We start from the raw sequence: 25654 nt of genomic DNA on the forward strand, positions 1-25654 counted from the left end.
CTAGATCGCGCCGTTGAACGTATCGCACTGATCCGGATCGCCGGTGGACAGCCCCTTGCGCAACCACTGCATGCGCTGGGCACTGCTGCCGTGGGTGAAGCTTTCAGGCACGGGTCGACGCCCCGCGGCCTTTTGCAGAGTATCATCGCCGATCGCTTCGGCCGCCCGCATGCCTTCTTCCAGATCGCCCGGCTCCATCAGGTTGGTGTCGCGCGCGGCCCATACGCCGGCATAGCAATCGGCCTGCAATTCCATCTTGACCTGAAGGGCGTTGCCCTCGGCTTCCGATGCGCGTTGCTGGGCCTTGCGGATGCGATCCGCTTCGCCGGTAACGGTCTGAATATGATGTCCGACCTCGTGCGCGATGATATAGCCGATCGGGAAGTCGCCCGGGGCGTTGAAGCGCGTCTCCATCTCGCGGAAGAAATCGGTGTCCAGATAGATGCGCTGGTCGGCGGGACAATAGAAAGGCCCCATCGCCGATTGCGCGGCGCCGCAGCCCGATTGACCGTTCTGGCTGTAGAATACCAGGGTCGGTGGCGGATATTGTTGCCCTTCCGCCTTGAATATGTCGGCCCAGCGACGTTCCGTCGATCCCAGCACCTTGAGCGAGGTGCGCTGGACATCGGTCAGTTCGCCGGTCGAGGGCCGTTCCGTCTGCGCCGGTTGCCCGCCGCCTCCGCCGACCAGGCTGAGCGGATTGACGCCCATGACAACCAGAATGATGAGAACGACAGCGATGCCCCCGCAGCCGAACCGGCTTCCGATCAGCGGCAGCAACATGCCCAGGCCACCGCCGCCAAGGCCGCCGCCACGCCCGCTCTGCACTTCGAAATGACTGCTTTCCTGTTCGTCGTCGAGCCGCATGTCCGCCCTCCCTGCCTTCCGGTCTGCCTACGCCATCGCACGGCAGGATAAAAGCTTCCGGCAGGCGGAGAGTTGCGACGGACGGGAAATTAACCGTCAAGTTTGCGTTGGATCGGCGGCGGCATAACCTATATTGCACTGCGACATGGCTGAGAGCGAACCCCAACATTTCGAGGCACGGCCACCGCGCCGCGCCCGCACACCCCTTCCCCTTCCCCGCGAAGTCGCGCTGCTGTTGCAGGGCGGCGGGGCTCTTGGGTCCTTTCAGGCGGGGGTCTATGAACGGCTGGACGAGCTGGGCGTGGACGTCAGCTGGGTCGCCGGCATATCGATCGGCGCGGTCAATGCCGCGATCATCGCCGGCAATCCCCCGCACAAGCGGATGAGCCGGCTACGCAAATTCTGGTACACCGTCTCGGGCGGCATGCCGAACATGATCCTGCCGGAAATCGACCATATCCGCGAATTCGTGCATCTGATGGCGGCAGGCACCGTCGCCACGTTCGGCGTGCCCGGCATGTTCCGCCCCCGTTTATGGCCCACGCCGCTGATGCCGGAGGGCACTGCGGGCGCGATCAGTTTCTACGACAGCGCACCGCTCCGCGATACACTCAACGCCTGCGTCGACTGGGATCTGCTGAACGACGGACCGGTCCGGCTTTCAGTCGGCGCGGTGGATGTGGAAAGCGGTAATTTCGCCTATTGGGACACGCGCGGACCGGGCGGGAACACGCGGATCGATGCCCGACACATCATGGCGTCGGGCGCCCTGCCCCCGGGCCTGCCCCCGATCGAGATCGACGGGCGCTGGTATTGGGATGGCGGTATCGTGTCCAATACACCGCTCGCCCATGTGCTGGACCATCAGAAGGAGGACATGCTCGTCTTTCAGGTCGACCTTTTCCCGGCCGAAGGTCCGATGCCCCGGCAGATAACCGATGTCTATTCGCGCCAGAAGGATATTCAATATTCCAGCCGCACCCGCCAGGTCACCGACCAGTATCTGCGTCTGCGCCGCGAACATGCCGCGATCAAGGCCCTGCTGGACAAGCTGCCGGAAGACATGCGCGACGACGCGGACGCGCGCAGGCTGCGCCAGATTCTCGATTGCGGGTCGGTCAATATCGTTCACCTGATCTATCGCTCGCGCAACTGGGAAAGCGGCGCGCGCGATTTCGAATTTTCCCGCTCGACCATGCTGGATCACTGGAGCCAGGGCCGTGACGCCGTGGAGGAAGTGATGCACAAGGGTGACCTGATCGCCCGCAACATCCTGGACGGCAAGAGCGCGACCTTCGACCTCGACGCCCCCGATCACCTCAAGGAGAAAATGGCATGAGCACGTCCTTCGCCGGCAAGACCGCCCTGATCACCGGGTCAACATCGGGCATCGGGCTGGCCTATGCCAAGCTGCTGGCCGCGGAAGGTGCCAACATCGTCATCAACGGGTTTGGCGATGCGGACGAGATCGAAAAGGAACGGCTGGAGCTGGAGAAGGCGAGCGGCGCGAAGGCGATCTATTCGGGCCACGACCTGACGAAGGTCGAGGAGATCGAGGCGATGATGACGGAGGCGGCGGACGCTTTCGGCGGCGTCGACATCCTGATCAACAATGCCGGGATGCAGCATGTCGCCCCGGTCGAGGAATTCCCTGTCGAAAAATGGAACCTCATCATCGCGCTCAACCTGAACAGCGCGTTCCACACTACCCGGCTGGCCGTGCCCTATATGAAGGAAAGGAAGTGGGGTCGCATCATCCAGACCGCGAGCGCCCATTCGCTGACGGCATCCCCCTTCAAGAGCGCCTATGTGACGGCGAAGCACGGCCTGGCCGGCTTCACCAAAACCATCGCGCTGGAACTGGCGACGTTCGGCATCACCGCCAACTGCATTTCGCCCGGCTATGTGTGGACGCCTCTGGTCGAAAAGCAGATCCCCGACACGATGAAGGCGCGCAACATGACGCGCGAACAGGTGATGAATGACGTCCTGCTGGCGGGGCAGCCCACCAAGCAATTCGTGACCGTGGACCAGGTCGCGGCGATGGCGCTGTATCTGTGCAGCGACGCCGCCGCCAATATCACCGGCGCGAACATGAGCATCGACGGCGGCTGGACCGCCCAGTAAGAAGCCCGGCAAACGGCGGGTCCGGAAATGCCCCGGGCCTGTCGATGCGCCGCAATACCCCCTTTCGCACGCATTAAATCTGCCTATGCTTGGCGGCGACAAGGGAGAAAATGCCTATGCGCCATGCACTTGCGGCCCTGTGTGCCGCTGCCAGCCTTACGTCCGCCGCCGCACAGACGCCGCCGGCTGAACAACCATCGGACGTTACGTCGCGGAGCGCGATCGGGACGGCAATCGACCGCGACATGGACGGGCTGATGGCCCTGTATCGCGACCTGCATGCCAATCCGGAATTGTCGCTGCGGGAAGTGAACACCGCCGCAAAGCTGGCCCGGCGTCTGAAGGCCATGAAGTTCGACGTCACGGAAAAAGTGGGCGGCACCGGTGTCGTCGCCGTGATGAAGAATGGCAACGGACCGGTGCTGCTGATCCGGGCGGACATGGACGGCCTGCCGGTGGTGGAGCAGACCGGCCTCCCCTTCGCGTCGAAGATCCGGACCACGACGCCCGAAGGCGTGGAAACCGGCGTGATGCACGCATGCGGGCACGACACCCACATGACGGCCTTCATCGAGACCGCCCGTCTGCTGGCCGACCGCAAGGACGAGTGGAAGGGGACGCTGGTGATGATCCTGCAGCCGGCCGAGGAAGTCGGCAAGGGCGCGCGCGACATGCTGGAGGACGGGCTGTACACCCGTTTTCCGCGACCCACCCATGCCATCGCCTTCCATGACGCCGCCAATCTATCGGCCGGGACGATCGGCTACACCCCCGGCTACGCCCTTGCCAACGTCGACAGCGTGGACATCGTGGTCAAGGGCGTGGGGGGGCATGGCGCCTATCCGCAGACCGCCCGGGACCCGATCGTCCTGGGATCGCGCATCGTCACCAGCCTCCAGACGCTCGTCAGCCGGGAACAGGACCCACAGGACCCAGCCGTGGTCACGGTGGGCAGCTTCCAGGCGGGGACGAAGCATAATATCATTCCGGACGAGGCGAAGCTGCTGCTGACGGTGCGCAGCTATTCGGACGAGACTCGCGCGAAGCTGATCAAGGGGATCGAACGGATTGCCCGGGGCGAGGCGATCGCGGCAGGCATGCCCGACGACCGGATGCCGGCGGTCAGCGTGAAGGACGAATTTACCCCCTCGACTTACAATCCGCCCGAATTCGCACAGCAGATGGGCGGATTGCTCAAGGCGCATTTTCCCGCCGGCCGCGTGATCCAGACGCCGCCGGTCATGGGCGGCGAGGATTTCGGGCGTTTCTATCGTGCCGACAAGAATATCCAGAGCTTCATCTTCTGGGTTGGCGGCGTGCCGGCCGACAAAATGGCGCAGGCCGATGCGGGCAAGATCAGCCTGCCATCCCTTCACAGCCCCTTCTGGGCGCCGCAGGCGGACATGGTGATCGCCACCGCCAGCGAGGCCATGACGGTGCTGGCGCTGGACATATTGAAGAAGGACTGAAAGGGCGGGCCGGTCAGGCGGGCCGGTCAGGCGGGCCGGTGGCCCTTGCGCCATTTGGTCCAGAGGTGCCGGGCCAGCATCAGGGGCGGCATCCGCAGCCAGTGGGACCGCAGGTAGAAGGCGAAGACCAGCGCCTTACGCGTTTCGCGGCCCCAGCCATCGCGCGCCAGAAACCGGGCGACGATGATCCGGTCCCATGGGGTCAGGCGACTGCCCGCGCCATAAAGACCGGCCGCCAGCCGGCGTGCCTGACGCACATGGGCCAGCAGGCCGTGGCGGACCGCGCGTGCCTCCAGCCGCGCGGGATCGACATCGGCCAGCAGGCAGTGAATGTCCCAAAGGTTGCGAAGCCCCCCCTGAAGGTCGCCGTCCGCCAGCAAATGGGCGACGGCGTGGACGACACGATCCTCCGGCGACAACACGGACAGCCCGCCACCGATGTCCACCGCGTCGGCGATCAGCGCCGCCGCGTCGGGCGTCGGGCGGGCGGTGAGTGGCAAGATGGTGTGATGCACGTCGATCATCCGGTCGCGTTCGGCATGGATCATCGGCGGCAATTCATGCATCCATCGCCGGTAATAGGCGTCGTCATAGGGATCGGGCTTGGCCCATTCCCATCCGGCCGCCATCAGCCGGGCCTCCACATCGTCCAGGGCATCGCGCGGGACGAGAATATCGAGATCGCCGATGAAACGCCCCTGCCCGGCCGCCAGCCGGGCCGCGACATAGGCCGCTCCCTTGAGCAGGACCGGGCGCACGCCGCTGCCATGCAGCGCGGCGGCCGCGCGATCCGCTTCCCAGAGCGCCTGCTGCGCCTCGCGCGCCGCGTCGGCCCGTGCATCCGCCAGGACGGGTCCGGCAGCGCCGGGGACGGGCTGCCCCTCCAGCCGGAAGGCAAGCGCGCCGGTCAGCCGTTCCGCCTTCGCGGCGGCGAGAAGCCCGTTCCATCCAACGGCGTTGAGCCGCGCCGCGCCGGCAGGATGACGCAGCACCTCGACCAGCAGAGCGGCACTCATGCGCGCTCGTCCCACAGTCGCTCCACCATCGCGATGGCTTCATCGCCCGAGGAGAAGTCGACCGCGCGCGCGGGAACGTCGGCAACGAAGCGGGTCAGTGCGCGGAAGCCCGCTTCCCCCGCCGCCACATAGTTGGTGGACGCCTGCGTCAGGCGCATGAACACCTCGCCCTGCCCCACTGCTCGCTCTTCCGCCCGGTGGCCGAAGCGTGGAAACAGCAGCAGGCGCGGCGTCGCGCCCTCATCCATGCGGGAGACGGCGCCGTCGCGCGGGATCATGTGGCGAATGTCGCCCTTCGCGGTGGCGCGCAGCAACGGCCCCATACGCGCTTCACCCACTGCGTCGGCCACCACATCTATCGCGCCATTCTTCAGGCTGACGAGACGGGGAAAGGGCAGGATCGCGCCGCATTCGAGGTCGAGCAGGGCAAATTCGTCGCCCATCAGCCGCCAGCCGCGTTCTCCCAGCAAGGCGGCAAGGGTCGATTTGCCCGAACCGGATTCCCCGGTCATCACGAGCGCGCGCCCGTCCTTTTCCACGCTGGAGGCATGGAGTAACAAATGACGGCGCCAGCCCAGCGCCATCTGGAGATTCATGCCCATTTCCGCCGCCAGCAAACCATGGGCCAGACTCATCGGCGCGGCGTCGGCCAGGCCATGGTCGCCGGTGATGAAGATCGAGGGCCGAACCCAGCGACGCAGCATATTGGTGGGCTGTAGCCGGACCGTGAAATCGGCGATCGCGCCCTCGACCCGCGGATAGGCGGCATAGAGATGCGCGATCTGTGCCAGCGGCGCGCGCCAGGCCGACCCGATACGGAAAGTCGCCGGGCCGATGCGCAGGGTCAGCGCGTGCCTCATGCCGGACGGACGAGCCCAAGCGACGCCAGCGCATCGAGATGCGCCGCGATTTCGGCCTCTGCCGCGTCGCGCGGACCCAGATCATAGTCGCGCGCCAGGCAGTCGTGCAGGTCGCCTGCCGTCATGGCAACGCCATCTGCCATACAGGCCAGCAATTCGGGCACCGGGCTGATCACCATGTGCGTCTGGCCGGAGGCGTGGTGATACAATAGCGTCAGATCCTCCAGCGTGCACGGCGTCACCCGGTCCGCTGGATCGCGGCGGTAGGTCTTTTGCGCGTCCACTGTCCCGAACCCCTGCTGCACTCACCCCGCTCTATCGCAAAAGGCGTAGCCAAGTGCCTAACGCATCAGGACAAGGCTGGCGACCCGGCGCGAATCAGCGCGGCATCTGCAAGGAAGCGTAACAGGTGAAGCCGCTGGTACCGCGCTGCAGGCGGCGGATATAATTCAGATAGGCCTGGTTCTGATCGTAGCTGGTGCCCGGCAGCGGGCGGCCGCGCAACGCCTGCTTCACCTGTTCGCCGGTGAAGGAACGTCCGGTTCCGGGAAAGGCCCCCGGGGTGCCCGCCGGCACCAGCTGTCCGCTGGGCGCGATATAATTGCCGGCATGCCCCTGGTCGGGCACCGGAATGGTGCAATTGAGTACGGAAGCAGCGGTATTGGCCAGAGCGGGACGAATCGACACGATGGCCGATGCGGCTGCGGCGCCACCCATCAGCAACTGCCTGCGGGAAGGCATTGCGATATCGTCCTCGCACGACTGGCCAGCAGAGGGCAGCGGGCCTTCCTGTCCGTCAATCGGTTCGTTCATATCCGTCCTATCCGCATTGGGCTCTTGCCAAAACGTAATGATTGCACGCTATTAGAGCCAGACATCGCAGCAATTGCGCGACAAATCCAGCGCGGTAACCATGAATCGACTAAGTGCGTCCCAGATTACAGCGTCGCTGGCCATGCTGTTGCTGGGCACCGGCGGCGCATTGATGCTGGGCGCCGATCCGCTGATGATCGCCCTGCCCGTCCTCGCCGGACTGGTCGTTCTCGTCATCACGGCCGGTGACGGCGGGAGGCATGCGGCCGAACCCGACCTGCCGGTCGATCATCCCGACCTGATCGATCATCCCGATTTTGCCAGCTTGCTGGAAGGGGTGGCCGACCCTGTACTGCTGGTGGAAAAGGGCCGGATCGCACGCGCCAACCGCGCTGCGCAGCGGCTTTTGGGCGCGCATATCGAAGGCGAGGACGCACGCATCGCCATTCGCCATCCCGCTGCCGCCGAGCGGCTGGCCAGCCAGGCACCGCTGGCCGAGGCCGTGACGGTCGAACTGGTGGGACTGGGCGCCCGCGACCAGCGCTGGCAGATGCGGGTGGCGCCCGTGGGCACGGTGGCGTCGATGCGGCGGCTGGTCCATCTGGTCGATCACAGCGCCACCAATGCCGCCGAACGCATGCGCGTCGATTTCGTCGCCAACGCCAGTCACGAACTGCGCACGCCGCTGGCCGGCATATTGGGTTTCATTGAAACGCTGGGCGATCCCGAACTGGGCAAGGACGGCGAGACGCGTAACCGGTTCCTCAAGATCATGGACGGGGAGGCGCGGCGGATGCAGCGCCTGATCGACGACCTCATATCCCTGTCCCGGATCGAGGCGGACAAATATCGCGCACCCGACAGCGCTGTCGACGTATCGGAACTGGTCGCCGAAGTTGTCAGCATATTCCGCGCCAGCCATGGCGAGCGCGGACGCGACGTCGAAATGGAGATATTGCCGGGGCTGGCGCCGGTGCGGGGCGACCGAGCCCAACTGTCCCAGCTGCTCCACAACCTGATCGGCAATTCGATCAAATATGGTCGCCCGGGCACCGCCATCCGCGTGATGCTGAACGAAGGACCGAGCGGCATGACGAGGCTGGTCGTCGCCGACGAAGGCGAAGGCATCGGCCCGGACCACCTGCCCCGGCTGACCGAACGATTCTACCGCGTCGATTCGGGGCGAAGCCGCGCCATGGGCGGCACCGGCCTGGGCCTGGCCATCGTCAAGCATATCGTGGAGCGGCATCGCGGCCGCATGGACATTGCAAGCACGCTGGGCAAAGGGACCACCATCACCGTCCTGATGCCGCCTGCCGCCGACGACGGTGTCGCAGCAGGCGCTTCAGCCGCCATATGACCAGGCCTCCGGACTTTTTCCTGGCCTATGTCATCAAAGTGAAACGCGACTGTCACAAATGCGCGACGAACCGCGACTAGGCCGCACATCCATGAGGGCGGCGACTGCATGCGATCGCGGCTTTAGCTGATTGGAGGTTTCCGTGAAAAAGATCGCCCTGCTCGCCATGACAGCCGCGAGTGTCTTCAGCCTTGCCGCGTGCGGCGACCAGTCCGGCGGCGGCGCCGGCGGCACGCGCGACCAGATCCGCGCGGTGGGATCCTCGACCGTCTATCCCTTCGCGACCGCGATCGCCGAAATGTTCGTGCAGGGCAATCCCGGCATGAAGTCGCCGATCATCGAATCGACCGGCACCGGTGGCGGCATGAAGCTGTTCTGTGCAGGCGTCGGCGCTCAGCACCCCGATATCGAGGATGCATCGCGCCGCATGAAGAAGTCGGAATTCGACCAGTGTCAGGCGAATGGCGTCAAGGACATCATCGAAATCCAGGTGGGTGTCGACGGTCTGGCGTTCGCTGAATCGAAGAAGGGCCCCGGCCTGAAGCTCACCCCCAAGATCGTCTATGAGGCGCTGGCCGCCAATCCCTATGGCAAGGGCCCCAACAAGGCCCAGACCTGGAAAGATGTGGATCCCAGCCTGCCGGCGATCCCGATTTCGGTCTTCGGTCCGCCCTCGACCAGCGGTACCCGCGATTCGCTTGCCGAACTCATCCTGGAAAATGGTTGCCAGACCGACGAGTCGATGAAGGCGCTCAAGGAAAAGAACGAGGACGAATACAAGGCGACCTGCACCCGCATCCGCGAGGACGGCAAATATGTCGATTCGGGCGAGAATGACAATCTGATCGTCCAGAAGCTGGGCGCCAACCCCAACGCGGTCGGCGTCTTCGGCTTCAGCTTCCTCGAGGAAAACAAGGACACGTTGCAGGATGTCCCCATCAACGGCATCCAGGCGACCTATGAAACCGTGTCGACCGGTCAGTATCCCGGCGCCCGCCCCCTCTACATCTACGTCAAGAAGGCGCACATGACGGCGGTGCCGGGTCTTCAGGCCTATCTCGACACCTTCGCCGCCAACTGGGGACCGGACGGCGCGCTGACCAAGCGCGGCATGGTCGCGTCGCCCGACGAGGTGCGCAAGGCCAGCGGCGAAACGATCAAGTCGCTGACCGTGCTCGACGGCTCGGTCCTCAAATAAGCGAGAGACAATGACCGGACCTGCCATCTTCCTGCTGCTCGCGGGCCTGGGCGCGATCGCCTGGGTCAGTGCCCGGGCGCGCGCCATGCGGCTTCAGACCGTCGCGCGCGCCACCGGGCGGCGCGATGCCGTCCACTCGCTGCCTGCCTATCACGGCTGGTATGTGGCGTTGTGGACGTTGATACCGGCCGGTATCTTCCTGGCCGTGTGGGCCAATATATCGCCCGGCCTCGTCACGCAGGCGGTATTGGCGGATCCGGCCGCGCAGGCCCTGCCCGCCGACGGCTTCGTCCGTTCCGCCATATTGGGAGAGGCGCGGTCGATCGCCGCCGGGTTGCAGTCGGGCGCCTTCAATCCGGCGTCGCAGGCGCTGGTCGAACCCTATCGCGCGGCCATGACGGAATATGGCGTCATCGGCGCGGTGCTGGCGCTGGTCCTCGCATTTGCCGGCGGTGCCTATGCCTTCACCCGCGTGCGTCCCGACTTTCGGGCGCGCACTCGGGTCGAACGGCTGGTCATGGCGACGCTGCTGGTCGCATCGCTGCTGGCGATCGTCACGACAGTGGGCATCGTCGCGTCGCTGCTGTGGGAAAGTTTCCGCTTCTTTTCGATGGTGAACCCCATCGACTTCCTCTTCGGGCTGAAATGGAGCCCGCAATCGGCCGCCATGGGTTATGGCAACGACGATGCCTTCGGCGCCGTCCCGCTGTTCTGGGGCACCATCTTCATCGGTGCGATCATCGCCATGATCGTGGCCATTCCGCTCGGCCTGATGAGCGCGGTCTATCTGACCCAATATGCCAGCCCGGCCGTGCGCCGCTGGATGAAGCCGATCCTTGAGGTGCTGGCTGGCGTGCCCACCGTCGTCTACGGCTATTTCGCGGCGCTGACGGTGGCACCGGCGCTGCGCGATCTGGCCGTAGCCGTCGGCATCCACGGCGCCTCTTCGGAAAGCGCGCTGGCCGCAGGGCTCGTCATGGGGGTGATGATCATCCCGTTCGTGTCCTCCATGGCCGACGACAGCATCGCAGCCGTGCCGCAGTCGATGCGCGACGGCAGCCTGGCGATGGGCGCGACCACCAGCGAGACGATCACCCGCGTGCTCATCCCCGCCGCCCTGCCCGGCGTCGTGGGCGGCGTGCTGCTGGCCGTCAGCCGAGCCATCGGCGAAACGATGATCGTGGTGATGGCGGCAGGCCTTGCCGCGAACCTGACGCTCAATCCCTTTGCCAGCGTGACCACGGTGACGACCCAGATCGTCCAGTTGCTGACCGGCGACCAGGAATTTGACAGCGCCAAGACGCTGGCTGCCTTCGCGCTGGGGCTGGTGCTGTTCATCGTCACCCTGCTGCTCAACATCGTGGCCCTGCGGGTCGTGAAGAAATATCGCGAGGCTTACGAATAATGAGTGCCGCAGAACGTCTGCCGACCGACTGGAAATCGCACGCGATGCGCCGCCGCATCGCCCGGCGCTATGCCGCCGAACGCCGCTTCCGCCTGCTCGGCCTGAGCGCGGTGGTGCTTTCCGCAGCCTTTCTCGCCTTCCTTCTGGTGACGATGATGGGCAATGGCCTGCGCGGTTTCACCCGCACGGAAATCGCACTGCGGATCGATTTCCCCGCGTCGCCGATGTTGCTCGATCCGAACGCTATCACCGATGCGGCGCTGGCCAACGCCAACCTGCCGATGGTGACGAACGAAGCCGCCAGGAAGGCGCTGGGCGCCGATGGCGACGCGCTGCTGTCGCCCACCGCCTGGGTTACCGTTCGCGATGCGATCAAGGCCGACCCCACCATTTTGAACCGCGCCGAGACGGTGCAGGTTCCCGCTTCGACCGGAATCGATCTGGCCGCAAAGAGCGAGGGATCGCCCGAGGCCGAGGCCGCCGTCGAGCGACTGGACCGCGCCGGTATCCTCACGACCGGTTTCAACTGGAATTTCCTGTGGTCCAGCGACGGAACCGATCCGACCCAGGTCGGCATATGGGGGGCGTTCAAGGGTTCCCTCCTGACGATGCTGGTGACTCTGCTGCTCAGCTTCCCGGTCGGTGTGGCCACGGCGCTCTATCTGGAAGAATATGCTCCCAAGACATGGTGGACCGATATCATAGAGGTATCGATCAACAATCTGGCGGCCGTTCCGTCCATCATCTTCGGCCTTCTCGGCCTGTCGATCTTCCTCAACTTCCTGCACCTGCCGCGGTCGGCCGCGCTGGTCGGCGGCCTGACGCTGGCGCTGATGACCATGCCGGTGATCGTCATCGCGGGCCGCAACGCCATCAAGTCGGTACCGCCCAGCATTCGCGATGCTGCGCTCGGCATCGGCGCCAGCCCGGTGCAGGTGGTGTTCCAGCACGTGCTGCCGCTCGCCCTGCCGGGCATATTGACCGGTACCATCATCGGCATGGCGCGCGCGCTCGGCGAAACGGCGCCGCTGCTGATGATCGGGATGCGCGCCTTCATCGCGACGCCGCCGGAAGGGATCACCGACCCGGCTACTGTGCTGCCGGTGCAGATTTTCCTATGGTCCGACGAAGTCTCGAAAGGCTTCGTCGAAAAGACATCGGCGGCGATCATCGTTCTGCTGGTCTTCCTGCTGACCATGAACGGCCTCGCCATCTACCTGCGCAACAAATTCGAGAGACGGTGGTAACCGACATGACCGAAGAACAGCAAAGCCTTGCCCCCGCCAACCCGAAGATGACCGCGCGCGACGTCAAGGTCTTCTACGGGCCGAAGGAAGCGATCAAGGGCGTGTCCATCGACGTCGCCATGGACAATGTCACCGCCTTCATCGGCCCTTCGGGCTGCGGCAAGTCGACCTTCTTGCGAACGCTCAACCGCATGAACGACACGGTCGCATCGGCACGGGTCGAAGGGACGATCACGCTGGACGGCGAGGACATCTATGCCCCGTCCATGGACGTGGTGCAGTTGCGGGCCCGTGTCGGCATGGTGTTCCAGAAACCCAATCCCTTCCCCAAGTCGATCTACGAGAATATCGCCTATGGGCCACGGATCCACGGCCTGGCCGCGTCCAAAGCCGACATGGATGTCATTGTCGAAAAATCGCTGCGGCGCGCGGGCCTGTGGGAAGAGGTCAAGGACCGGCTCCAGGACAGCGGAACGGCACTGTCGGGCGGACAGCAGCAGCGCCTGTGCATCGGCCGCGCCATCGCCGTCGAGCCCGAGGTGATATTGATGGATGAGCCCTGTTCGGCGCTCGACCCCATAGCCACGGCGAAGATCGAGGAACTGATCCACGAACTGCGCGGGCGTTATGCGATCGTGATCGTCACGCACAATATGCAGCAGGCCGCGCGCGTATCGCAGCGCACCGCCTTTTTCCATCTGGGCGACCTGGTCGAATATGGCGTGACGTCCGACATCTTCACCAATCCGCGCCAGGAGCGGACCAAGGACTATATCACGGGTCGCTACGGCTGATCCGGCGCGGAGAGAGACGAGACATGGCAGAACATACGATCAAGGCGTTCGACGACGAAATGGACCGGCTGCGCGGCCTGATCGCCGAAATGGGCGGACGGGCCGAAGCGGCGATCGAGAGCGCGATGCTGGCCCTGCAACGCCACGACCGGAACCTGGCGGCGCAGGTCGTCGCCGACGACCGGAAGATCGACGCGATCGAGGCCGAGGTCGAGAAACTGGCTATCGAGATCATCGCCTTGCGCGCGCCGATGGCCAACGACCTGCGCGACGTGATCGCTGCGCTCAAGATCGTGAGCGTGGTCGAACGAATCGGCGATTATGCGAAAAACATCGCCAAGCGCGTGCCGTCGATCGCCACCAACAGCCGGACGATGGAGCCCATATCCCTTCTGCCGTCCATGGGGCAGGTGGCGTCGGAAATGGTGCACGATGCACTCAATGCCTTTTCGGCCCGCGATGCGGAACTGGCGCTGGCAGTGATTGATCGCGACACTGTGGTCGACGATTTCTACAACAGCGTGTTCCGGACACTCGTCACCTTCATGGTCGAAAATCCCAAGACAATCAGCGAATGCGCGCACCTTTTGTTCATTGCGAAGAATATCGAGCGTATCGGGGACCATGCGACCAATGTCGCGGAGATGGTATATTACGCCGCGACCGGCCAGACCCTGCCCGACCGCGACCCCAGCACCACCCCCGCGACGGAGGATTGAACATGGCACGGGCCAAGATGCTGCTGGTGGAGGATGACGCCGCGCTCGCGGAACTGCTGATCTGGCATTTCAAGCGCGAGGATTTCGAGGTCGCGCACACGGTCGATGGTGAGGAAGCGCTGCTGATGGCGCAGGAAAATGTGCCCGACATCGTGCTGCTCGACTGGATGGTCGAAAGCCTGTCCGGTATCGAGGTATGCCGGCGCCTTCGCCGGATGACCGGCACCGCCAACGTGCCGATCATCATGCTGACCGCGCGCGGCGAGGAGGAGGACCGCGTGCGCGGCCTGGAAACCGGTGCCGACGATTATGTGACCAAGCCTTTTTCTCCCCGAGAACTGGTGGCGCGCGTCGGCGCGGTGCTGCGGCGCGTGCGGCCGGCGCTGGCCGGCGAGACGCTGACCTTCGCCGATGTCGAGATGGACACGGTCGGCCACAAGGTACGGCGCGGGGGACAGGTCATTCCGCTTGGCCCCACGGAGTTCCGTCTGCTCAAGCATTTTCTGGAGCATCCCGGCTGGGTTTTTTCGCGCGAGCGGCTGCTCGACAGCGTGTGGGGCCAGGACAGCGACATCGAACTGCGCACGGTGGATGTGCACATCCGTCGCCTGCGCAAGGCGATCAACGCCGACGGGCAATATCAGGACATCATCCGCACGGTCCGCTCCGCCGGCTATGCCCTCGACACTGACGGCGTGGCCTGACCGAGCGGGGGGTCAGTGCAGGCGGGGAGCCGGCAGGCGCTTGACCGGCGCGCTCCCCAGCAGCCAGCGATAGACCGGCCCGATCACCGGCGCACGCTTGAGCGCCGCGCGGCGCACCGCGGCTTCCAGACCCGGCAGATGGAGGCCATAGGCGCGTCCCTCCGGCGAACGGCTGATCTGCTTGAGCACGCTGGTCTTGGTTTTCCCTTCACCCATCCGGCGAAGGTAGAAAGCAAGCCCTTCCTCCTCGGGCAATCGGCCGAGCAGGGTGACATAAGCCCAGCGCACGAATAATTCCCCATCCGTGCGCATCAATTGCTGTGCCGACTGCGCCGGACGCGTTGCAACGAAAATATCAATCTCGGAATGCCGACTCGCCATGGCCACGCCCTCCCGAGTCGAAGAGCGTAGACCGTTACACGATCGACTCAAGCCGCCTTGCGCGCCTTGCTCAGCTTTTTGAGCAGCATGTCGCGTTTCAGGCGCGACAGATGGTCGATGAACAAGATCCCCTCCAGATGGTCCATCTCATGCTGGAGGCAGGTGGCGAGCAAGCCGTCGAGCTGCTGCTCGTGAATGCGCCCTTCCCGGTCCATCCAGCTTGCACGGATGGAGGCGGGACGCTCCACCTCGGCGAACTGGTCCGGCACCGAAAGGCAGCCTTCATTATAGACCGACAGGTCTTCGGAACCCTTGAGAACCTCCGGATTGATGAAGACCATCGGTTTCTTGACCGGCGGCGCCCCCTCCTCGTCCGATTCCGGTTCCTGCAGGTCGATGACCAACACCCGCTTGGGCACGCCGACCTGGATGGCGGCCAGGCCGATCCCGGGCGCCGCGTACATGGTTTCGAACATGTCGTCGATCAGCTGTTGCAGGTCGCCGTCGATCGCGTCGACCGGCGTCGAAATGGTGCGCAGCCGAGGATCGGGCGCTTCAAGGATCGGTAATATCGCCATGGCCCGAACATAGGCGGAACGCAGCGCGATATCAAGCGATCCGCATATCCCCGGCGATGCCCGGCGGACCGGTTTCCCGCGCTGTGTCAGCCCACGGGCCGGCGTGCACGCAGGGCCTGCGCCAGCGTGCCTTCGTCGAGATAATCCAGCTCTCCGCCAACCGGCACGCCATGCGCCAACTGGGTCAGGCGCACCGGGAATCGCTCCAGCCGTTCGGCAAGGTAATGGGCGGTGGTCTGCCCCTCCAGCGTGGCGTTCATGGCCAGCACGACCTCGTCGATGCCGCCTGCCTCGACCCGCGCGACGAGCCCGTCGATGGCAAGATCCTCCGGTCGCACGCCTTCCAGCGCCGACAGGCGGCCGCCCAGCACATGAAAGCGACCCGGAAACAGGCGCGACCGATCCAGTGCCCAGAGGTCGGACACATCCTCGACAACGCACAGGGCACGACCATCGCGCCGGGAATCGGCACAGATGCCGCAGGGATCGACCGTGTCCACATTGCCGCAAACCCCGCAGGTGACCAGTCGGTCGTTCACCTTTTCCAGCGCACGCAGCAACGGTTCCATCGCGGCTTCGCGCCGCTTCAGCAAGTGCAGCACCGCGCGCCGCGCGGACCGGGGGCCAAGGCCCGGCAACCGGGACAGCGCCTGCGTAAGCGCCTCTATTTCGGGTGAAGCCATGGACCGAGATAAAGTGTTGCAACTGGGAGAGACAAGGGCTTTGAGGGCATATCATGCGTATTATCTACATGGGGACCCCCGAATTCGCCGTGCCGGCGCTCGACAGTCTGGCCAGGGCGGGCCACGACATCGTCGCGGCCTACAGCCAGCCGCCCCGTCCTGCCGGGCGCGGCAAGGCGCTGCGCCCTTCGCCGGTGCAGGCGCGCGCCGAGGAACTGGGCATCGAGGTACGCACGCCCGTGTCGCTCAAGGACGCCGGGGTGCAGACCGCGTTCGCCGCGCTGGACGCCGATGTCGCGGTCGTCGCGGCCTACGGATTGATCCTGCCAGGCGCGATCCTTGCCATGCCGCGCCATGGCTGCATGAACATTCATGCGTCCCTGCTGCCGCGCTGGCGCGGCGCGGCGCCCATCCAGCGCGCGATCCTGTCGGGTGACAATGTGACCGGCGTGACCATCATGGATATGGAGGCAGGGCTCGACACCGGGCCGATGCGCGCCAAGCATGTCACGCCGGTCGAGGACAAGACCGGCGGGATGCTGACCGCCGAACTGGCGAAGGCGGGCGCCCAACTCATGCTGGAGGTACTGGAGGACCTGTCGCTTCACCCGCCCATGACGCAACCCGACGAGGGCGTTACCTATGCCGCCAAGATCGACAAGGCCGAAGCCCGGATCGATTTCACCCGCGACGCGCATCAGGTCGAGCGCCAGGTGCGTGCCTTCAATCCCTTTCCCGGTGCCTTTTTCCAATATCGCGGCGAGCGTTTCCGGATCCTGGCCGCCCATGTCGAACATCATGCAGGCACGCCGGGCACGTTGCTGGACGACAGCCTGCTGATAGGATGCGGCCATGACGCGATCCGTCCCACGGTCATCCAGCGGGCGGGCAAGGGCGCGATGAACGCGGGCGAATTATTGCGGGGCTATGACATGCCCGCGGGGAGCCGGGTGGATGACTGACGGCTGCCGGATGCCCGCATGAGCCGGGTCGCCTTCACCGTCGAATTTGACGGCCGACCCTTCATGGGTTGGCAGCGGCAGGCGCATGGGCCGAGCGTGCAACAGACGATCGAGGACGCGATCTTCGCCGTGACCGGGGAACGGGTCGCCGTGCATGCGGCCGGACGCACCGATGCCGGGGTCCACGGCCTTGCGATGCGGGCTCATGCCGACATCGACAAGGATTTAGCCCCGTTCCGGCTGATGGAGGCTCTCAACGCGCGGATGCGCCCGCATCCGGTTGCGATCCTTGCCTGCGACGCTGTGCCCAAGGACTGGCATGCCCGCTTTTCCTGCACCGGCAGGTCCTATGTCTACCGTATCGCCAACCGACGCGCGCCGCTTACCTTCGAACAGGGTCTGACATGGCGCGTGATCCAGCCGCTCGACGCGGATGCGATGCATCGAGCCGCGCAACTACTGGTAGGGCGGCACGATTTCACGACCTTCCGGTCGGCCCATTGCCAGGCGGACAGTCCGGTCAAGTCACTCGACAGGCTGGATGTCGCCCGCGAGGGCGATCGGGTGATCATCCACGCCGCCGCCCGGTCCTTCCTGCACCATCAGGTCCGGTCCATGGTCGGGTGCCTGGCAATGGTCGGCATGAACCGCTGGAGCGCGCATGATCTTGGCGATGCGCTGGAAGCGCGCGATCGCAGCGCGCTGGCGCTGAACGCGCCGCCCGACGGCCTGTATTTCGTGCGCGCCGACTATCCCGAGCATTGCCTTCAGATGAAGGCCGCAACCCAGAGCTGATTCTTGCCGGCCCGTTTCGCCGCGCGCATGGCATCGTCGGCGCAGGCAATCAGGCGATCGAGGTCGGCGGGATCGGGTGCTTCCATGGACACGAGGCCGAAGCTGCCGCTCACACCCATGCCGTATGCGGCGAGCGTCTCGCACACCCTTTCGCCGATGATCTGCGCGTCCTGTTCCGCGCGCTCCGCCAACAGCAGCAGAAACTCATCGCCGCCGATCCGCGCCGCGATGTCTCCGGCATGGACTTCGGCCTCCAGCAGCCGGGCCACGTCGATCAGGCACATATCCCCGGCCGCGTGACCCAAAGTGTCGTTCAGCACCTTGAAGCCGTCCAGGTCCAGGAAAAGGAGGCTGGCACTCCGCCCGGCGCGTGTCGCCGCGGTCAGCATATCCTTGGCGCGCGCGGCAAAGCCGCGCCGGTTGAGCAATCCGGTCAGCGGGTCGTGGATCGCCTCGAAACTGGCCTGGCGCAATTCCGAGAGATCCTCGATCACGGCGAGGTAAAAATCGGGGGCACCATCCTCGTCGCGCACCATGGCGACCGTCAGGTTGATCCAGATCATCGTGCCATCGGCGCGGATATAGCGCTTTTCCATCGAATAGCGCGCGATTTCACCTGCGTTCAGGCGCACGAGCAGCGCCTCGTCGGCCGTCAGATCGTCAGGATGGGTAATCTGCTGAAAGCCCGTGCGTATCAGCGTGTCCGCATCATGTCCGCTGATCTCACAGAAGCGCGGATTGACGAGGAGGAACTCACCATTGAGCCCCACATGGGCGATACCGACCGGCGCATGGTCGAAGGTTGCGGCGAAGCGCCGTTGCAACCGTGCAAGGTCGGCTGCCATTTCCGGATCGGGCATGGACGCCGGTCGAAAGACGCTGCGTACCGACGACGGAGAAAACTGCCAATGTGACTGCCTGCTCATGTCCCCCATTGTGGAGAAAAAGGTAAACAGGCCTTTACATTGATCCGCCTTCAATCATAATTTTTCAAAGGCTTGCGCGAAATGGCGTGAAATTGGTGCCATGATCGTAAATGTCGAGCCCCTCGCGCCGCTTGACGAAACCGACCACCGCATAGGTGACCGGTGTCAGCACAGCCTCCCAGCCGACCTTGAGCGCCCAGTTGGTGACCATCACGGTCAGCACTTGCCCGTTGCTCCACACCCCGTAAAAAGCGAGCGGATAGAAGATCAGGCTGTCCGCGCCCTGTCCGACGATGGTGGAGCCGATCGTGCGCATCCACAGATGCCGGCCCTCCGTCAGCAATTTCATCTTCGACAGGACGAAGCTGTTGGCGAATTCCCCGGCCCAGAATGCGGTTACGGAAGCGAAGACGATACGCCAGGTGGCGCCGAACACGGCCTCATAGGCGCTCTGGTCGGGCCAGCCGATCGCCGGCGGCAGCGCGACCACGACCCAGCTCATCAGGGCCATGAACAGCATAGCCGCGAAACCGGCCCAGACGCAGCGACGCGCGCGGGCATAGCCATAGACCTCGGTCAGCACGTCGCCCAGTACATAGCCCAGCGGGAAGAAGAGGATGCCGGCCCCGAAGGTGAAGCCACCAAGCGTCGAAAGCTTCGCCGCACCGATAAGGTTGGACAGCAGCAATATGGCGACGAAGGCCGCCATGAAGAAGTCGTAATAGCGCAGCGGACGCGCCCCCAGCGCAACCGCATCGACCCGATCAATAGCCCCTTCGCTCATGCCATCCTGCTTATCGGTTGGCCGAACGATTGCAAGCGGCCCGATGCCCCGCTATCGCCGCACCCGCACGGCCCCGTAGCTCAGCCGGATAGAGCATTCGCCTTCTAAGCGAATGGTCGCAGGTTCGAATCCTGCCGGGGTCGCCATTCTCAGCCGCCATAGACCACGACAACGGCCAGGCCGATGACGGTCAGGAGCAGCGAAAACCACAGGAATCCGAAATCCGGCTTGTCTGGATCGCGGCTCAACGGGGAACATCCTTTCCGCCGCGGTCAAGCAGGTCGTCGGTCACCGTCATGGTGAAGATCGGATCGGCATCGGGCGGCACTTCACTGACGGCATCGACAAAGGCGGCGCGCGTCTCCGGATCATCGTACACCATCTTGCGGTCGAATGCCGCGCGCCACGTCGCCTCGTCCGGCCATTCGGCATATCCCACGAAGCGGCCGTCGCCGTCGCGATGCAGCCGCGATCCGTAGCTGCCATATCTTTCCCGTATCAGTTCGGTGCCGCGTCGCCATGCCGCGCGAAACTGCGCTTCCTTGCCGGGGTGGACGCGCCACCAGTAGACCGCAACGAACATCGGCTCTCTCCTCTTCATACGGGAGAATAGGCCGGGTCGGGCGCGAGTTCCAGCGCCCGGCTAGCGCGGTTCAGAGGATGGTCTGGCCGGTCTTCGCCCAGTCGGCGGCGAATCCTTCCAGCCCCTTGTCCGTCAGCACATGCCGGGACAGCATCTTGATGACCGCGGGGGGCGCCGTCATCACGTCCGCACCGATCTTGGCGCATTCCAGCACATGGATCGGGTGGCGCAGCGAGGCCGCCAGGATTTCCGTCTCGAAGGCGTAATTGTCGTAGATCAGGCGAATGTCCTCGATCAGCTTGATCCCGTCGAAGCTGTTATCGTCATGGCGGCCGACGAAGGGCGAAATGAAGCTGGCCCCGGCCTTTGCGGCCAGCAGCGCCTGGTTGGCGGAAAAGCAGAGCGTCACGTTGACCAGCGTGCCATCGTCGGTCAGTGCCTTGCAGGTCTTGAGGCCGTCGATGGTCAGCGGCACCTTGATGCAGACATTGTCGGCGATCTTCCGAAGGATGTCCGCTTCCTTCATCATCGTCTCATGGTCCATGGCGACGACTTCGGCGGAGACGGGACCATCCACGATGCCGCAGATTTCCTCGACCACTTCCATGAACTTGCGGCCCGATTTGTGAATCAGGGACGGGTTGGTGGTGACGCCGTCCAGCAGGCCGGTCGCGGCCAGCTCACGGATTTCGGCGGTGTCGGCGGTGTCGACGAAGAATTTCATGGGATGCTCCGGATAGCGAGTCGGCTTCCTTTAGCCGCTGGCGCCCGGATTCGCCAATGCAGCGGCGATTGCCTCCTGCGCGAGAGCAGATTAAGGCGCCTGCACCTTTCCAAAGGATAAATGATGCGTATCCTTGCGTTGCTGTGCTGCGTTTCGATGCTGGCCCTTCCGCCTGCCGCGCACGCGGCCACCGAGGATGTGCAGGCATGGCTGTCGGAATCGATCAGCATCAAGGCTAGCGACACAGATACCGTAACGATCGACGCCAGCCAGCGAGCGCGTTCGGATACAAGCAGCGGCGGCGAACAGTTTCTGCAGCGCGTGACGTGGGATCACGAAATCGTGCCGAAAGTGCAGATCGGCGGCGGCTTCGCCTATGTGAAGAGCGAGGCCGACCAGGAAATGCGCTTTCATCAGCAGCTAACCGTAACCCATGGCCCTTTGCAGAGCCGCACGCGGCTGGAACAGCGTTTCTTCGACTATGCCGACAACGCCGTCTGGCGCCTGCGCGAAAGGGTGCAACTGACGATCCCGCTGAACGGCGCGAGGACATGGTCGGCCGTGGGCGCGGGCGAGGCCTTCTTCAATTTAAACCGCGCCCGGCCAGGCGACAGGACGGGGCTCGCGACGTTCCGCCTGCAAGCGGGCCTGCGCCGACGGCTGAGCAAGACTCTCGACGCCCAACTGCTCTACATGCGTCAGCAGAATATCCGGGACGGGCGGCCCGACACCGTCAATCACCTGCCCTGGCTCTCCTTCAACTGGCGGCTCTGATCCGCGCCATTTGCCAGCGCCGCGCGAAGGGCTAAGGACGGACGCATGGCCCGCGCCCGTGTCCTCCTGCTCAACGCCGCCCTCGGCCCGCTCGACTATCGCGTGCCGCACGAGATGCGGGTAGAGCCCGGAAGCATCGTCGTCGCGCCGCTTGGTCCGCGCCAGATCATCGGCGTGGTGTGGGAAGAGGACAGTTTTCCCGACGTCGACACGGTCGGCGACAACAGGCTGCGCAACCTTGTCGAGGTGGTCGACGCGCCGCCCCTGGCCGGGTCGCTGCGCCGCCTGATCGAATGGACGGCGGACTATTATCTCGCGCCGCCCGCCGCCGTGCTGCGAATGGCGCTTTCTTCCATGGCGGCGCTGGAAGGCGCACGCACCGTCATCGAATATCACGCGACCGGCGCGCTGCCCGACCGGATGACCGAGCAGCGCGCGCAGGCGCTGGAGCGGATCGGCGAACGCCAGGGACTGATCCGCGAACTGGCCATGATCGGCGGCGTGAGCGACGCGGTGATTCGCGGCCTGATCAAGCAGGATATTTTCGAGCCGGTGGAGGTCAGCGTCGACACGCCCTTCCCCATGCCTGATCCGGACTACGCACCGCCCCGCCTGTCCGACGCGCAGTCCAACGCCGCGACCACCATGGCCGATGCCGTGCGCGCGGGCATGTTCGCGCCGTTCCTGCTCGACGGCGTCACCGGATCGGGCAAGACGGAGGTTTATTTCGAGGCGATCGCCGCCGCCATCAGGTCCGATCGGCAGGTACTGGTCCTTCTTCCCGAAATCGCCCTGACGGAGCCGTTTCTCGAACGGTTCGAGATGCGCTTCGGCACGGTTCCGGTAAGCTGGCACAGCGGCCTGCGCCAGTCCGAGCGGCGGCGCGCCTGGCGCGCCATCGCGTCGGGGCAGGCGCGGGTCGTGGTCGGCGCCCGGTCCGCCCTGTTCCTCCCCTACCCCGACCTGGGACTGATCGTTGTCGACGAAGCGCATGAAACGAGTTTCAAGCAGGAAGACGGCGTCCATTACCATGCCCGCGACGTGGCGGTGATGCGGGGCCTGATCGAGCAATTTCCGGTCATATTGGCATCGGCGACACCGGCGATCGAAACGCGGCACCAGGTGGAACTGGGGCGCTATGCCGAAATCCGCCTGCCCGCGCGCTATGGCGGAGCGGAAATGCCGGACATTCACGGCATCAACCTGCTGACCGACCCGCCCGAGCGGGGCCGCTGGATTGCGCCGCCGCTAGTCGCGGCGATCGAGGAGACGATGGCAAGGGGCGAACAGAGCCTGCTGTTCCTCAACCGCCGGGGCTATGCCCCGCTCACGCTGTGCCGTCATTGCGGCTATCGCTTCCAGTGCCCCAACTGCACCGCCTGGATGGTGGAACACCGCCTGACCCATCGCCTGGCCTGCCATCATTGCGGACATGTGGTTCCCGCGCCGCGCCGCTGTCCGGACTGCAAGGAGGAGGATTCGCTGGTCGCCTGCGGCCCGGGCGTGGAACGCATCGCCGATGAGGTGAAAACGCTCTGGCCACAGGCGCGCACCGCGATCGTGACGTCCGACACATTGTGGTCGCCGGCCCGGGTGGCCGATTTCGTCAAGTCGGTGGAGGCCGGCGCGATAGACATCATCATCGGCACCCAACTCGTGACCAAGGGCTATCATTTCCCCAATCTGACGCTGGTCGGCGTGATCGACGCGGATCTGGGGCTGGAGGGTGGCGACCTGCGCGCGGCCGAACGCACATTCCAGCAGATCATGCAGGTTGCGGGGCGCGCGGGGCGCGGCGAGAAACACGGACGCGTCTTTATCCAGACCCGCATGCCCGAGGCGCAGGTCATCAAGGCGCTGCTGGATGGCGACACCGAGAGATTCTATGCCGTCGAAACCGAAAATCGCCGCCGCGCCAACGCCCCGCCGTTCGGCCGCTTCGCCGCCATCATCATATCCAGCGAGGATGCCGACGAAGCCGCGCAGACCGCCCGGCTGATCGGCAAGTCCGCACCGTTGATCGACGGGATGCGCGTCTATGGCCCCGCCCCCGCCCCGCTGGCGGTGCTGCGCGGCCGCCACCGCCATCGCCTGCTGGTGCACGCCACGCGCCAGATCGACATCCAGTCCGCAATCCGGGATTGGCTGGGCGACATCCAATGGAAATCGGGAACCCGCGTCGCCGTGGACGTCGATCCCTACAGCTTCATGTGATGGAAACGCCGTGCCGCAACCTCTGCGCGCTCGACGCGGCGCGCGGGCACTGCACCGGCTGCGGCCGGACCATAGAGGAAATCGTGCATTGGCGCGGCATGACCGACGCGCAGCGCGCCACCGTCATGGCGCGGGTGCGGGATTTCCAGCCGCTTCGCCGGCCTTGACCGCATCCCTTGCCACATCCTTGCCGGCCGCCTGCGCGTCGAAGGCGGCCTTCATCTTGATTGCCGCTTCGCGCATGCCCGAGGCATGCGGCGAATAGGCAATGGGATCGAGCAGCCGCGATGCCGCCCGGTAATCGCCGCGCGCGGCCACCGCCTGGGCGAAGTTCATGCGATAGGTCGGATTCTGCGGCAGCAGGGTGAACGCCTTGTAGAGCCCGTCATAACCAAGGTCGGGCATCTTGCCGCCGCGCATCGCATTATAACGGTAGAACAGGGCGAGCGGCACCGGGTCCTCGGTATCCGCGCGGTTCGCCTTCACGATGGCGCTCAATGCCGCCTTCCAGTCGACATCCTTGTCGCTGTCATAGGCGCGCTCCAACAGCACTTCCGCGCGTGTCGCATAAGCGCGCGACATGGCCGGGTCGATCGCGATCGCCCGGTCGGCGTCGGCCAGCGCCGCATCCTTACGCTCGGCCTCCCATTCCGCATCGGCCAGCAGGGCAAAGGCATAGGCACTTGCCGGATATGTCACCGTCACAGCACGAAAACCATCGATCAGGGCAGGCAGCTCCTCTGCCGTGGGACGATAGCGCAGCCGCAGTTCGTCCTCGATCAGCTCTCCGCGTGCAGGATCGACCGCCGTTATCGCGATGGCCCCCAATGTCATGTCCCTGGGCGTCAGACGAGATGCAGTCAGGCGCTGGCGCATATAGGCCTTCACGTCCTTTTCCAGCCCGTCGAGGCCACCAGCGAAATATGTGTCCGGCTGCACGTCCGCCACGCCTTTGGCCAAATCGTTGAGATATTTAATAAATTCCTGTCTTCGTTCCGCCTTCCCATATTGGAAATAATGGGTCAGCAACCAGGCCGTGCCATAATAACGGTCGCCATCGATCCGGTTCAGGCCTTCCGTGTCGCTTTCGAACAATTTCTTGAGCGGATAGGGCGAAGCCAGCACCAGGCCGGGCACCCGCGCCATCGGCACATTGCCGAAGTCGATCGATCCGTCCTTGGCGAACTTCACGACCGAGAAAAACTCCGCGAAACCCTCGATATACCAGGCCGGATAGGCGGCAGGGAAATGGTGCAGCATGAAGTGATGGGTATATTCGTGAAACAGCACTTCCTCGGCGCCGAAGTCGAACTTGCCCGACTTGCTCTCGCGCGACAGGACGGCATAGGCGACGCGATCCGACGTCGTGTAGAAACCGGCCAGATTAGGATTGCGCGCCAGCTTCTTCACCCTGGCGTCGTTCGACAGCAAAAAGACCTCGACGGGGCTGTCCGCTTCGGGATCTTTCAGCCCGGTGACCTTGCGCAGCAGGAAGTCGAATTTTTCCAGCCGCTCGGCAAAGTCCCTGAGCTTCTCGTCATTGCCTTCGCTGTAGACGGTGAAATGGCGGCTCTGCGCCTTCCACCAGGCCGCCTGTGCCGGCACGGCGGCGAAAAGCGCCAGTCCGGCCGCCGCGACTATCCGAAACCCCATTAGCCGCATCGTCACCCC

The 25654-nt window shown here is 64.7% G+C and carries 28 protein-coding genes and 1 tRNA gene; 16 read left to right on the forward strand and 13 right to left on the reverse strand.

Going from position 1 to position 25654, the window contains the following annotated elements:
- A complete protein-coding gene (locus J3E64_RS14220) occupies window positions 1-867 on the reverse strand; it encodes a neutral zinc metallopeptidase (protein WP_253343682.1) in 867 nt (288 codons plus the stop codon).
- 145 nt (window positions 868-1012) lie between these two features.
- Between J3E64_RS14220 and J3E64_RS14225 the strand changes: the two genes are divergently transcribed.
- The 3 genes from J3E64_RS14225 (at window position 1013) to J3E64_RS14235 (ending at window position 4463) form a co-directional block, all read left to right on the forward strand.
- Entirely contained in the window at window positions 1013-2206 is a 1194-nt protein-coding gene (locus J3E64_RS14225) for a patatin-like phospholipase family protein (protein WP_253343683.1), read from the forward strand.
- Window positions 2203-2994, forward strand: a complete 792-nt coding sequence (locus J3E64_RS14230) for a 3-hydroxybutyrate dehydrogenase (RefSeq protein ID WP_253343684.1) — start codon at window positions 2203-2205, stop codon at window positions 2992-2994. Before J3E64_RS14225 ends, J3E64_RS14230 begins: the two co-directional genes overlap by 4 nt.
- Before the next feature lie 116 nt (window positions 2995-3110).
- Window positions 3111-4463: an amidohydrolase gene (locus J3E64_RS14235; protein WP_253343685.1), complete on the forward strand. Its 1353-nt coding sequence runs from the start codon at window positions 3111-3113 to the stop codon at window positions 4461-4463.
- 26 nt (window positions 4464-4489) lie between these two features.
- Here the strand turns inward: J3E64_RS14235 and J3E64_RS14240 are convergent, their stop codons facing one another.
- The 4 genes from J3E64_RS14240 to J3E64_RS14255 all read right to left on the reverse strand — a co-directional run bounded on the left by J3E64_RS14240 (window position 4490) and on the right by J3E64_RS14255 (window position 7152).
- Window positions 4490-5479 (reverse strand): nucleotidyltransferase family protein, encoded by a 990-nt coding sequence (locus J3E64_RS14240; protein WP_253343686.1) that lies wholly within the window; start codon window positions 5477-5479, stop codon window positions 4490-4492.
- Entirely contained in the window at window positions 5476-6339 is an 864-nt protein-coding gene (locus J3E64_RS14245; protein ID WP_253343687.1) for an HprK-related kinase A, read from the reverse strand. The genes J3E64_RS14240 and J3E64_RS14245 overlap by 4 nt, the downstream gene beginning before the upstream one ends.
- On the reverse strand, window positions 6336-6623 hold the full coding sequence (locus tag J3E64_RS14250; RefSeq protein ID WP_253343688.1) for an HPr-rel-A system PqqD family peptide chaperone: 288 nt from the start codon (window positions 6621-6623) through the stop codon (window positions 6336-6338). Before J3E64_RS14250 ends, J3E64_RS14245 begins: the two co-directional genes overlap by 4 nt.
- A gap of 94 nt (window positions 6624-6717) precedes the next feature.
- Window positions 6718-7152, reverse strand: a complete 435-nt coding sequence (locus J3E64_RS14255) for a hypothetical protein (RefSeq protein ID WP_253343689.1) — start codon at window positions 7150-7152, stop codon at window positions 6718-6720.
- 100 nt (window positions 7153-7252) lie between these two features.
- On the opposite strand from J3E64_RS14255, the gene J3E64_RS14260 reads away from it, so the two are divergent.
- The 7 genes from J3E64_RS14260 to phoB all read left to right on the forward strand — a co-directional run bounded on the left by J3E64_RS14260 (window position 7253) and on the right by phoB (window position 14579).
- Window positions 7253-8512: an ATP-binding protein gene (locus J3E64_RS14260; RefSeq protein ID WP_253343690.1), complete on the forward strand. Its 1260-nt coding sequence runs from the start codon at window positions 7253-7255 to the stop codon at window positions 8510-8512.
- Window positions 8513-8654: 142 nt separating this feature from the next.
- Entirely contained in the window at window positions 8655-9710 is a 1056-nt protein-coding gene (locus J3E64_RS14265; RefSeq protein WP_253343691.1) for a substrate-binding domain-containing protein, read from the forward strand.
- Between the two features lie 10 nt (window positions 9711-9720).
- On the forward strand, window positions 9721-11115 hold the full coding sequence (gene pstC, locus J3E64_RS14270; RefSeq protein WP_253343692.1) for a phosphate ABC transporter permease subunit PstC: 1395 nt from the start codon (window positions 9721-9723) through the stop codon (window positions 11113-11115).
- Entirely contained in the window at window positions 11115-12362 is a 1248-nt protein-coding gene (gene pstA, locus J3E64_RS14275) for a phosphate ABC transporter permease PstA (protein WP_253343693.1), read from the forward strand. Before pstC ends, pstA begins: the two co-directional genes overlap by 1 nt.
- A 5-nt stretch (window positions 12363-12367) precedes the next feature.
- Window positions 12368-13156: a phosphate ABC transporter ATP-binding protein PstB gene (gene pstB / locus J3E64_RS14280; RefSeq protein ID WP_253343694.1), complete on the forward strand. Its 789-nt coding sequence runs from the start codon at window positions 12368-12370 to the stop codon at window positions 13154-13156.
- A gap of 23 nt (window positions 13157-13179) precedes the next feature.
- On the forward strand, window positions 13180-13875 hold the full coding sequence (gene phoU, locus J3E64_RS14285; RefSeq protein ID WP_253343695.1) for a phosphate signaling complex protein PhoU: 696 nt from the start codon (window positions 13180-13182) through the stop codon (window positions 13873-13875).
- A gap of 2 nt (window positions 13876-13877) precedes the next feature.
- Window positions 13878-14579 carry a phosphate regulon transcriptional regulator PhoB gene (gene phoB / locus J3E64_RS14290; protein WP_253343696.1) on the forward strand — a complete coding sequence of 234 codons (702 nt, stop codon included), beginning with the start codon at window positions 13878-13880 and terminating at the stop codon, window positions 14577-14579.
- A 12-nt stretch (window positions 14580-14591) separates the two neighbouring features.
- Here the strand turns inward: phoB and J3E64_RS14295 are convergent, their stop codons facing one another.
- The 3 genes from J3E64_RS14295 to recR form a co-directional block, all read right to left on the reverse strand.
- A complete protein-coding gene (locus J3E64_RS14295; RefSeq protein WP_253343697.1) occupies window positions 14592-14960 on the reverse strand; it encodes a DUF4214 domain-containing protein in 369 nt (122 codons plus the stop codon).
- Between the two features lie 47 nt (window positions 14961-15007).
- Window positions 15008-15538 carry a peptide deformylase gene (gene def, locus J3E64_RS14300; protein ID WP_253343698.1) on the reverse strand — a complete coding sequence of 177 codons (531 nt, stop codon included), beginning with the start codon at window positions 15536-15538 and terminating at the stop codon, window positions 15008-15010.
- An 86-nt stretch (window positions 15539-15624) separates the two neighbouring features.
- On the reverse strand, window positions 15625-16221 hold the full coding sequence (gene recR / locus J3E64_RS14305) for a recombination mediator RecR (protein WP_253343699.1): 597 nt from the start codon (window positions 16219-16221) through the stop codon (window positions 15625-15627).
- Window positions 16222-16274: 53 nt separating this feature from the next.
- Here recR and fmt point away from each other — a divergent pair, with 53 nt between their 5' ends.
- Together fmt and truA are read left to right on the forward strand one after the other, a co-directional pair.
- Window positions 16275-17183: a methionyl-tRNA formyltransferase gene (gene fmt, locus J3E64_RS14310; RefSeq protein ID WP_253343700.1), complete on the forward strand. Its 909-nt coding sequence runs from the start codon at window positions 16275-16277 to the stop codon at window positions 17181-17183.
- 18 nt (window positions 17184-17201) lie between these two features.
- Complete coding sequence (truA, locus tag J3E64_RS14315) at window positions 17202-17978, forward strand: tRNA pseudouridine(38-40) synthase TruA (protein WP_253343701.1); 777 nt, start codon at window positions 17202-17204, stop codon at window positions 17976-17978.
- Here truA and J3E64_RS14320 read toward each other — a convergent pair.
- On the reverse strand, window positions 17951-18838 hold the full coding sequence (locus J3E64_RS14320) for a GGDEF domain-containing protein (RefSeq protein WP_253343702.1): 888 nt from the start codon (window positions 18836-18838) through the stop codon (window positions 17951-17953). The two genes, truA and J3E64_RS14320, sit on opposite strands and share 28 nt — an antisense overlap.
- A gap of 130 nt (window positions 18839-18968) precedes the next feature.
- The gene (locus J3E64_RS14325) at window positions 18969-19688 is read right to left on the reverse strand and encodes a queuosine precursor transporter (RefSeq protein WP_253343703.1); all 720 of its coding nucleotides are present in this window, start codon (window positions 19686-19688) and stop codon (window positions 18969-18971) included.
- Between the two features lie 69 nt (window positions 19689-19757).
- Here J3E64_RS14325 and J3E64_RS14330 point away from each other — a divergent pair.
- Window positions 19758-19834, forward strand: a tRNA-Arg gene (locus J3E64_RS14330).
- A gap of 98 nt (window positions 19835-19932) precedes the next feature.
- On the opposite strand, the gene J3E64_RS14335 is transcribed toward J3E64_RS14330, so the two are convergent.
- Both J3E64_RS14335 and fsa read right to left on the reverse strand, forming a co-directional pair.
- On the reverse strand, window positions 19933-20271 hold the full coding sequence (locus tag J3E64_RS14335) for an antibiotic biosynthesis monooxygenase (protein WP_253343704.1): 339 nt from the start codon (window positions 20269-20271) through the stop codon (window positions 19933-19935).
- Window positions 20272-20341: 70 nt separating this feature from the next.
- On the reverse strand, window positions 20342-20995 hold the full coding sequence (fsa, locus tag J3E64_RS14340; RefSeq protein WP_253343705.1) for a fructose-6-phosphate aldolase: 654 nt from the start codon (window positions 20993-20995) through the stop codon (window positions 20342-20344).
- A 120-nt stretch (window positions 20996-21115) separates the two neighbouring features.
- On the opposite strand from fsa, the gene J3E64_RS14345 reads away from it, so the two are divergent.
- Genes J3E64_RS14345 through J3E64_RS14355 form a run of 3 tightly spaced genes read left to right on the forward strand, consistent with a single transcriptional unit; the run spans window position 21116 to window position 24150 of the window.
- Window positions 21116-21769 (forward strand): DUF2490 domain-containing protein, encoded by a 654-nt coding sequence (locus J3E64_RS14345; protein WP_367398635.1) that lies wholly within the window; start codon window positions 21116-21118, stop codon window positions 21767-21769.
- 45 nt (window positions 21770-21814) lie between these two features.
- Window positions 21815-23983, forward strand: coding sequence for a primosomal protein N' (locus J3E64_RS14350; protein ID WP_253343706.1), 2169 nt, complete (start codon window positions 21815-21817; stop codon window positions 23981-23983).
- Window positions 23983-24150, forward strand: a complete 168-nt coding sequence (locus J3E64_RS14355) for a DUF1289 domain-containing protein (RefSeq protein ID WP_253343707.1) — start codon at window positions 23983-23985, stop codon at window positions 24148-24150. The genes J3E64_RS14350 and J3E64_RS14355 overlap by 1 nt, the downstream gene beginning before the upstream one ends.
- On the opposite strand, the gene J3E64_RS14360 is transcribed toward J3E64_RS14355, so the two are convergent.
- A complete protein-coding gene (locus J3E64_RS14360; RefSeq protein ID WP_253343708.1) occupies window positions 24107-25636 on the reverse strand; it encodes a DUF1570 domain-containing protein in 1530 nt (509 codons plus the stop codon). The genes J3E64_RS14355 and J3E64_RS14360 overlap by 44 nt on opposite strands.
- Between the last annotated feature and the right edge of the window lie 18 nt (window positions 25637-25654).

This window comes from Sphingobium sp. OAS761 (genome assembly GCF_024168485.1).
In the GTDB taxonomy this organism is placed as follows: domain Bacteria; phylum Pseudomonadota; class Alphaproteobacteria; order Sphingomonadales; family Sphingomonadaceae; genus Sphingobium.

What these genes read in the sequence shown, in the direction of transcription:
- J3E64_RS14220 (WP_253343682.1), bottom strand. Translation starts at nt 867, where the DNA reads ATGCGGCTCGACGACGAACAGGAAAGCAGTCATTTCGAAGTGCAGAGC.
- J3E64_RS14225 (WP_253343683.1), top strand. Translation starts at nt 1,013, where the DNA reads ATGGCTGAGAGCGAACCCCAACATTTCGAGGCACGGCCACCGCGCCGC.
- J3E64_RS14230 (WP_253343684.1), top strand. Translation starts at nt 2,203, where the DNA reads ATGAGCACGTCCTTCGCCGGCAAGACCGCCCTGATCACCGGGTCAACA.
- J3E64_RS14235 (WP_253343685.1), top strand. Translation starts at nt 3,111, where the DNA reads ATGCGCCATGCACTTGCGGCCCTGTGTGCCGCTGCCAGCCTTACGTCC.
- J3E64_RS14240 (WP_253343686.1), bottom strand. Translation starts at nt 5,479, where the DNA reads ATGAGTGCCGCTCTGCTGGTCGAGGTGCTGCGTCATCCTGCCGGCGCG.
- J3E64_RS14245 (WP_253343687.1), bottom strand. Translation starts at nt 6,339, where the DNA reads ATGAGGCACGCGCTGACCCTGCGCATCGGCCCGGCGACTTTCCGTATC.
- J3E64_RS14255 (WP_253343689.1), bottom strand. Translation starts at nt 7,152, where the DNA reads ATGAACGAACCGATTGACGGACAGGAAGGCCCGCTGCCCTCTGCTGGC.
- J3E64_RS14260 (WP_253343690.1), top strand. Translation starts at nt 7,253, where the DNA reads ATGAATCGACTAAGTGCGTCCCAGATTACAGCGTCGCTGGCCATGCTG.
- pstC (WP_253343692.1), top strand. Translation starts at nt 9,721, where the DNA reads ATGACCGGACCTGCCATCTTCCTGCTGCTCGCGGGCCTGGGCGCGATC.
- pstA (WP_253343693.1), top strand. Translation starts at nt 11,115, where the DNA reads ATGAGTGCCGCAGAACGTCTGCCGACCGACTGGAAATCGCACGCGATG.
- pstB (WP_253343694.1), top strand. Translation starts at nt 12,368, where the DNA reads ATGACCGAAGAACAGCAAAGCCTTGCCCCCGCCAACCCGAAGATGACC.
- phoU (WP_253343695.1), top strand. Translation starts at nt 13,180, where the DNA reads ATGGCAGAACATACGATCAAGGCGTTCGACGACGAAATGGACCGGCTG.
- phoB (WP_253343696.1), top strand. Translation starts at nt 13,878, where the DNA reads ATGGCACGGGCCAAGATGCTGCTGGTGGAGGATGACGCCGCGCTCGCG.
- J3E64_RS14295 (WP_253343697.1), bottom strand. Translation starts at nt 14,960, where the DNA reads ATGGCGAGTCGGCATTCCGAGATTGATATTTTCGTTGCAACGCGTCCG.
- def (WP_253343698.1), bottom strand. Translation starts at nt 15,538, where the DNA reads ATGGCGATATTACCGATCCTTGAAGCGCCCGATCCTCGGCTGCGCACC.
- recR (WP_253343699.1), bottom strand. Translation starts at nt 16,221, where the DNA reads ATGGCTTCACCCGAAATAGAGGCGCTTACGCAGGCGCTGTCCCGGTTG.
- fmt (WP_253343700.1), top strand. Translation starts at nt 16,275, where the DNA reads ATGCGTATTATCTACATGGGGACCCCCGAATTCGCCGTGCCGGCGCTC.
- truA (WP_253343701.1), top strand. Translation starts at nt 17,202, where the DNA reads ATGAGCCGGGTCGCCTTCACCGTCGAATTTGACGGCCGACCCTTCATG.
- J3E64_RS14320 (WP_253343702.1), bottom strand. Translation starts at nt 18,838, where the DNA reads ATGCCCGATCCGGAAATGGCAGCCGACCTTGCACGGTTGCAACGGCGC.
- J3E64_RS14325 (WP_253343703.1), bottom strand. Translation starts at nt 19,688, where the DNA reads ATGAGCGAAGGGGCTATTGATCGGGTCGATGCGGTTGCGCTGGGGGCG.
- J3E64_RS14335 (WP_253343704.1), bottom strand. Translation starts at nt 20,271, where the DNA reads ATGTTCGTTGCGGTCTACTGGTGGCGCGTCCACCCCGGCAAGGAAGCG.
- fsa (WP_253343705.1), bottom strand. Translation starts at nt 20,995, where the DNA reads ATGAAATTCTTCGTCGACACCGCCGACACCGCCGAAATCCGTGAGCTG.
- J3E64_RS14345 (WP_367398635.1), top strand. Translation starts at nt 21,116, where the DNA reads ATGATGCGTATCCTTGCGTTGCTGTGCTGCGTTTCGATGCTGGCCCTT.
- J3E64_RS14350 (WP_253343706.1), top strand. Translation starts at nt 21,815, where the DNA reads ATGGCCCGCGCCCGTGTCCTCCTGCTCAACGCCGCCCTCGGCCCGCTC.
- J3E64_RS14355 (WP_253343707.1), top strand. Translation starts at nt 23,983, where the DNA reads ATGGAAACGCCGTGCCGCAACCTCTGCGCGCTCGACGCGGCGCGCGGG.
- J3E64_RS14360 (WP_253343708.1), bottom strand. Translation starts at nt 25,636, where the DNA reads ATGGGGTTTCGGATAGTCGCGGCGGCCGGACTGGCGCTTTTCGCCGCC.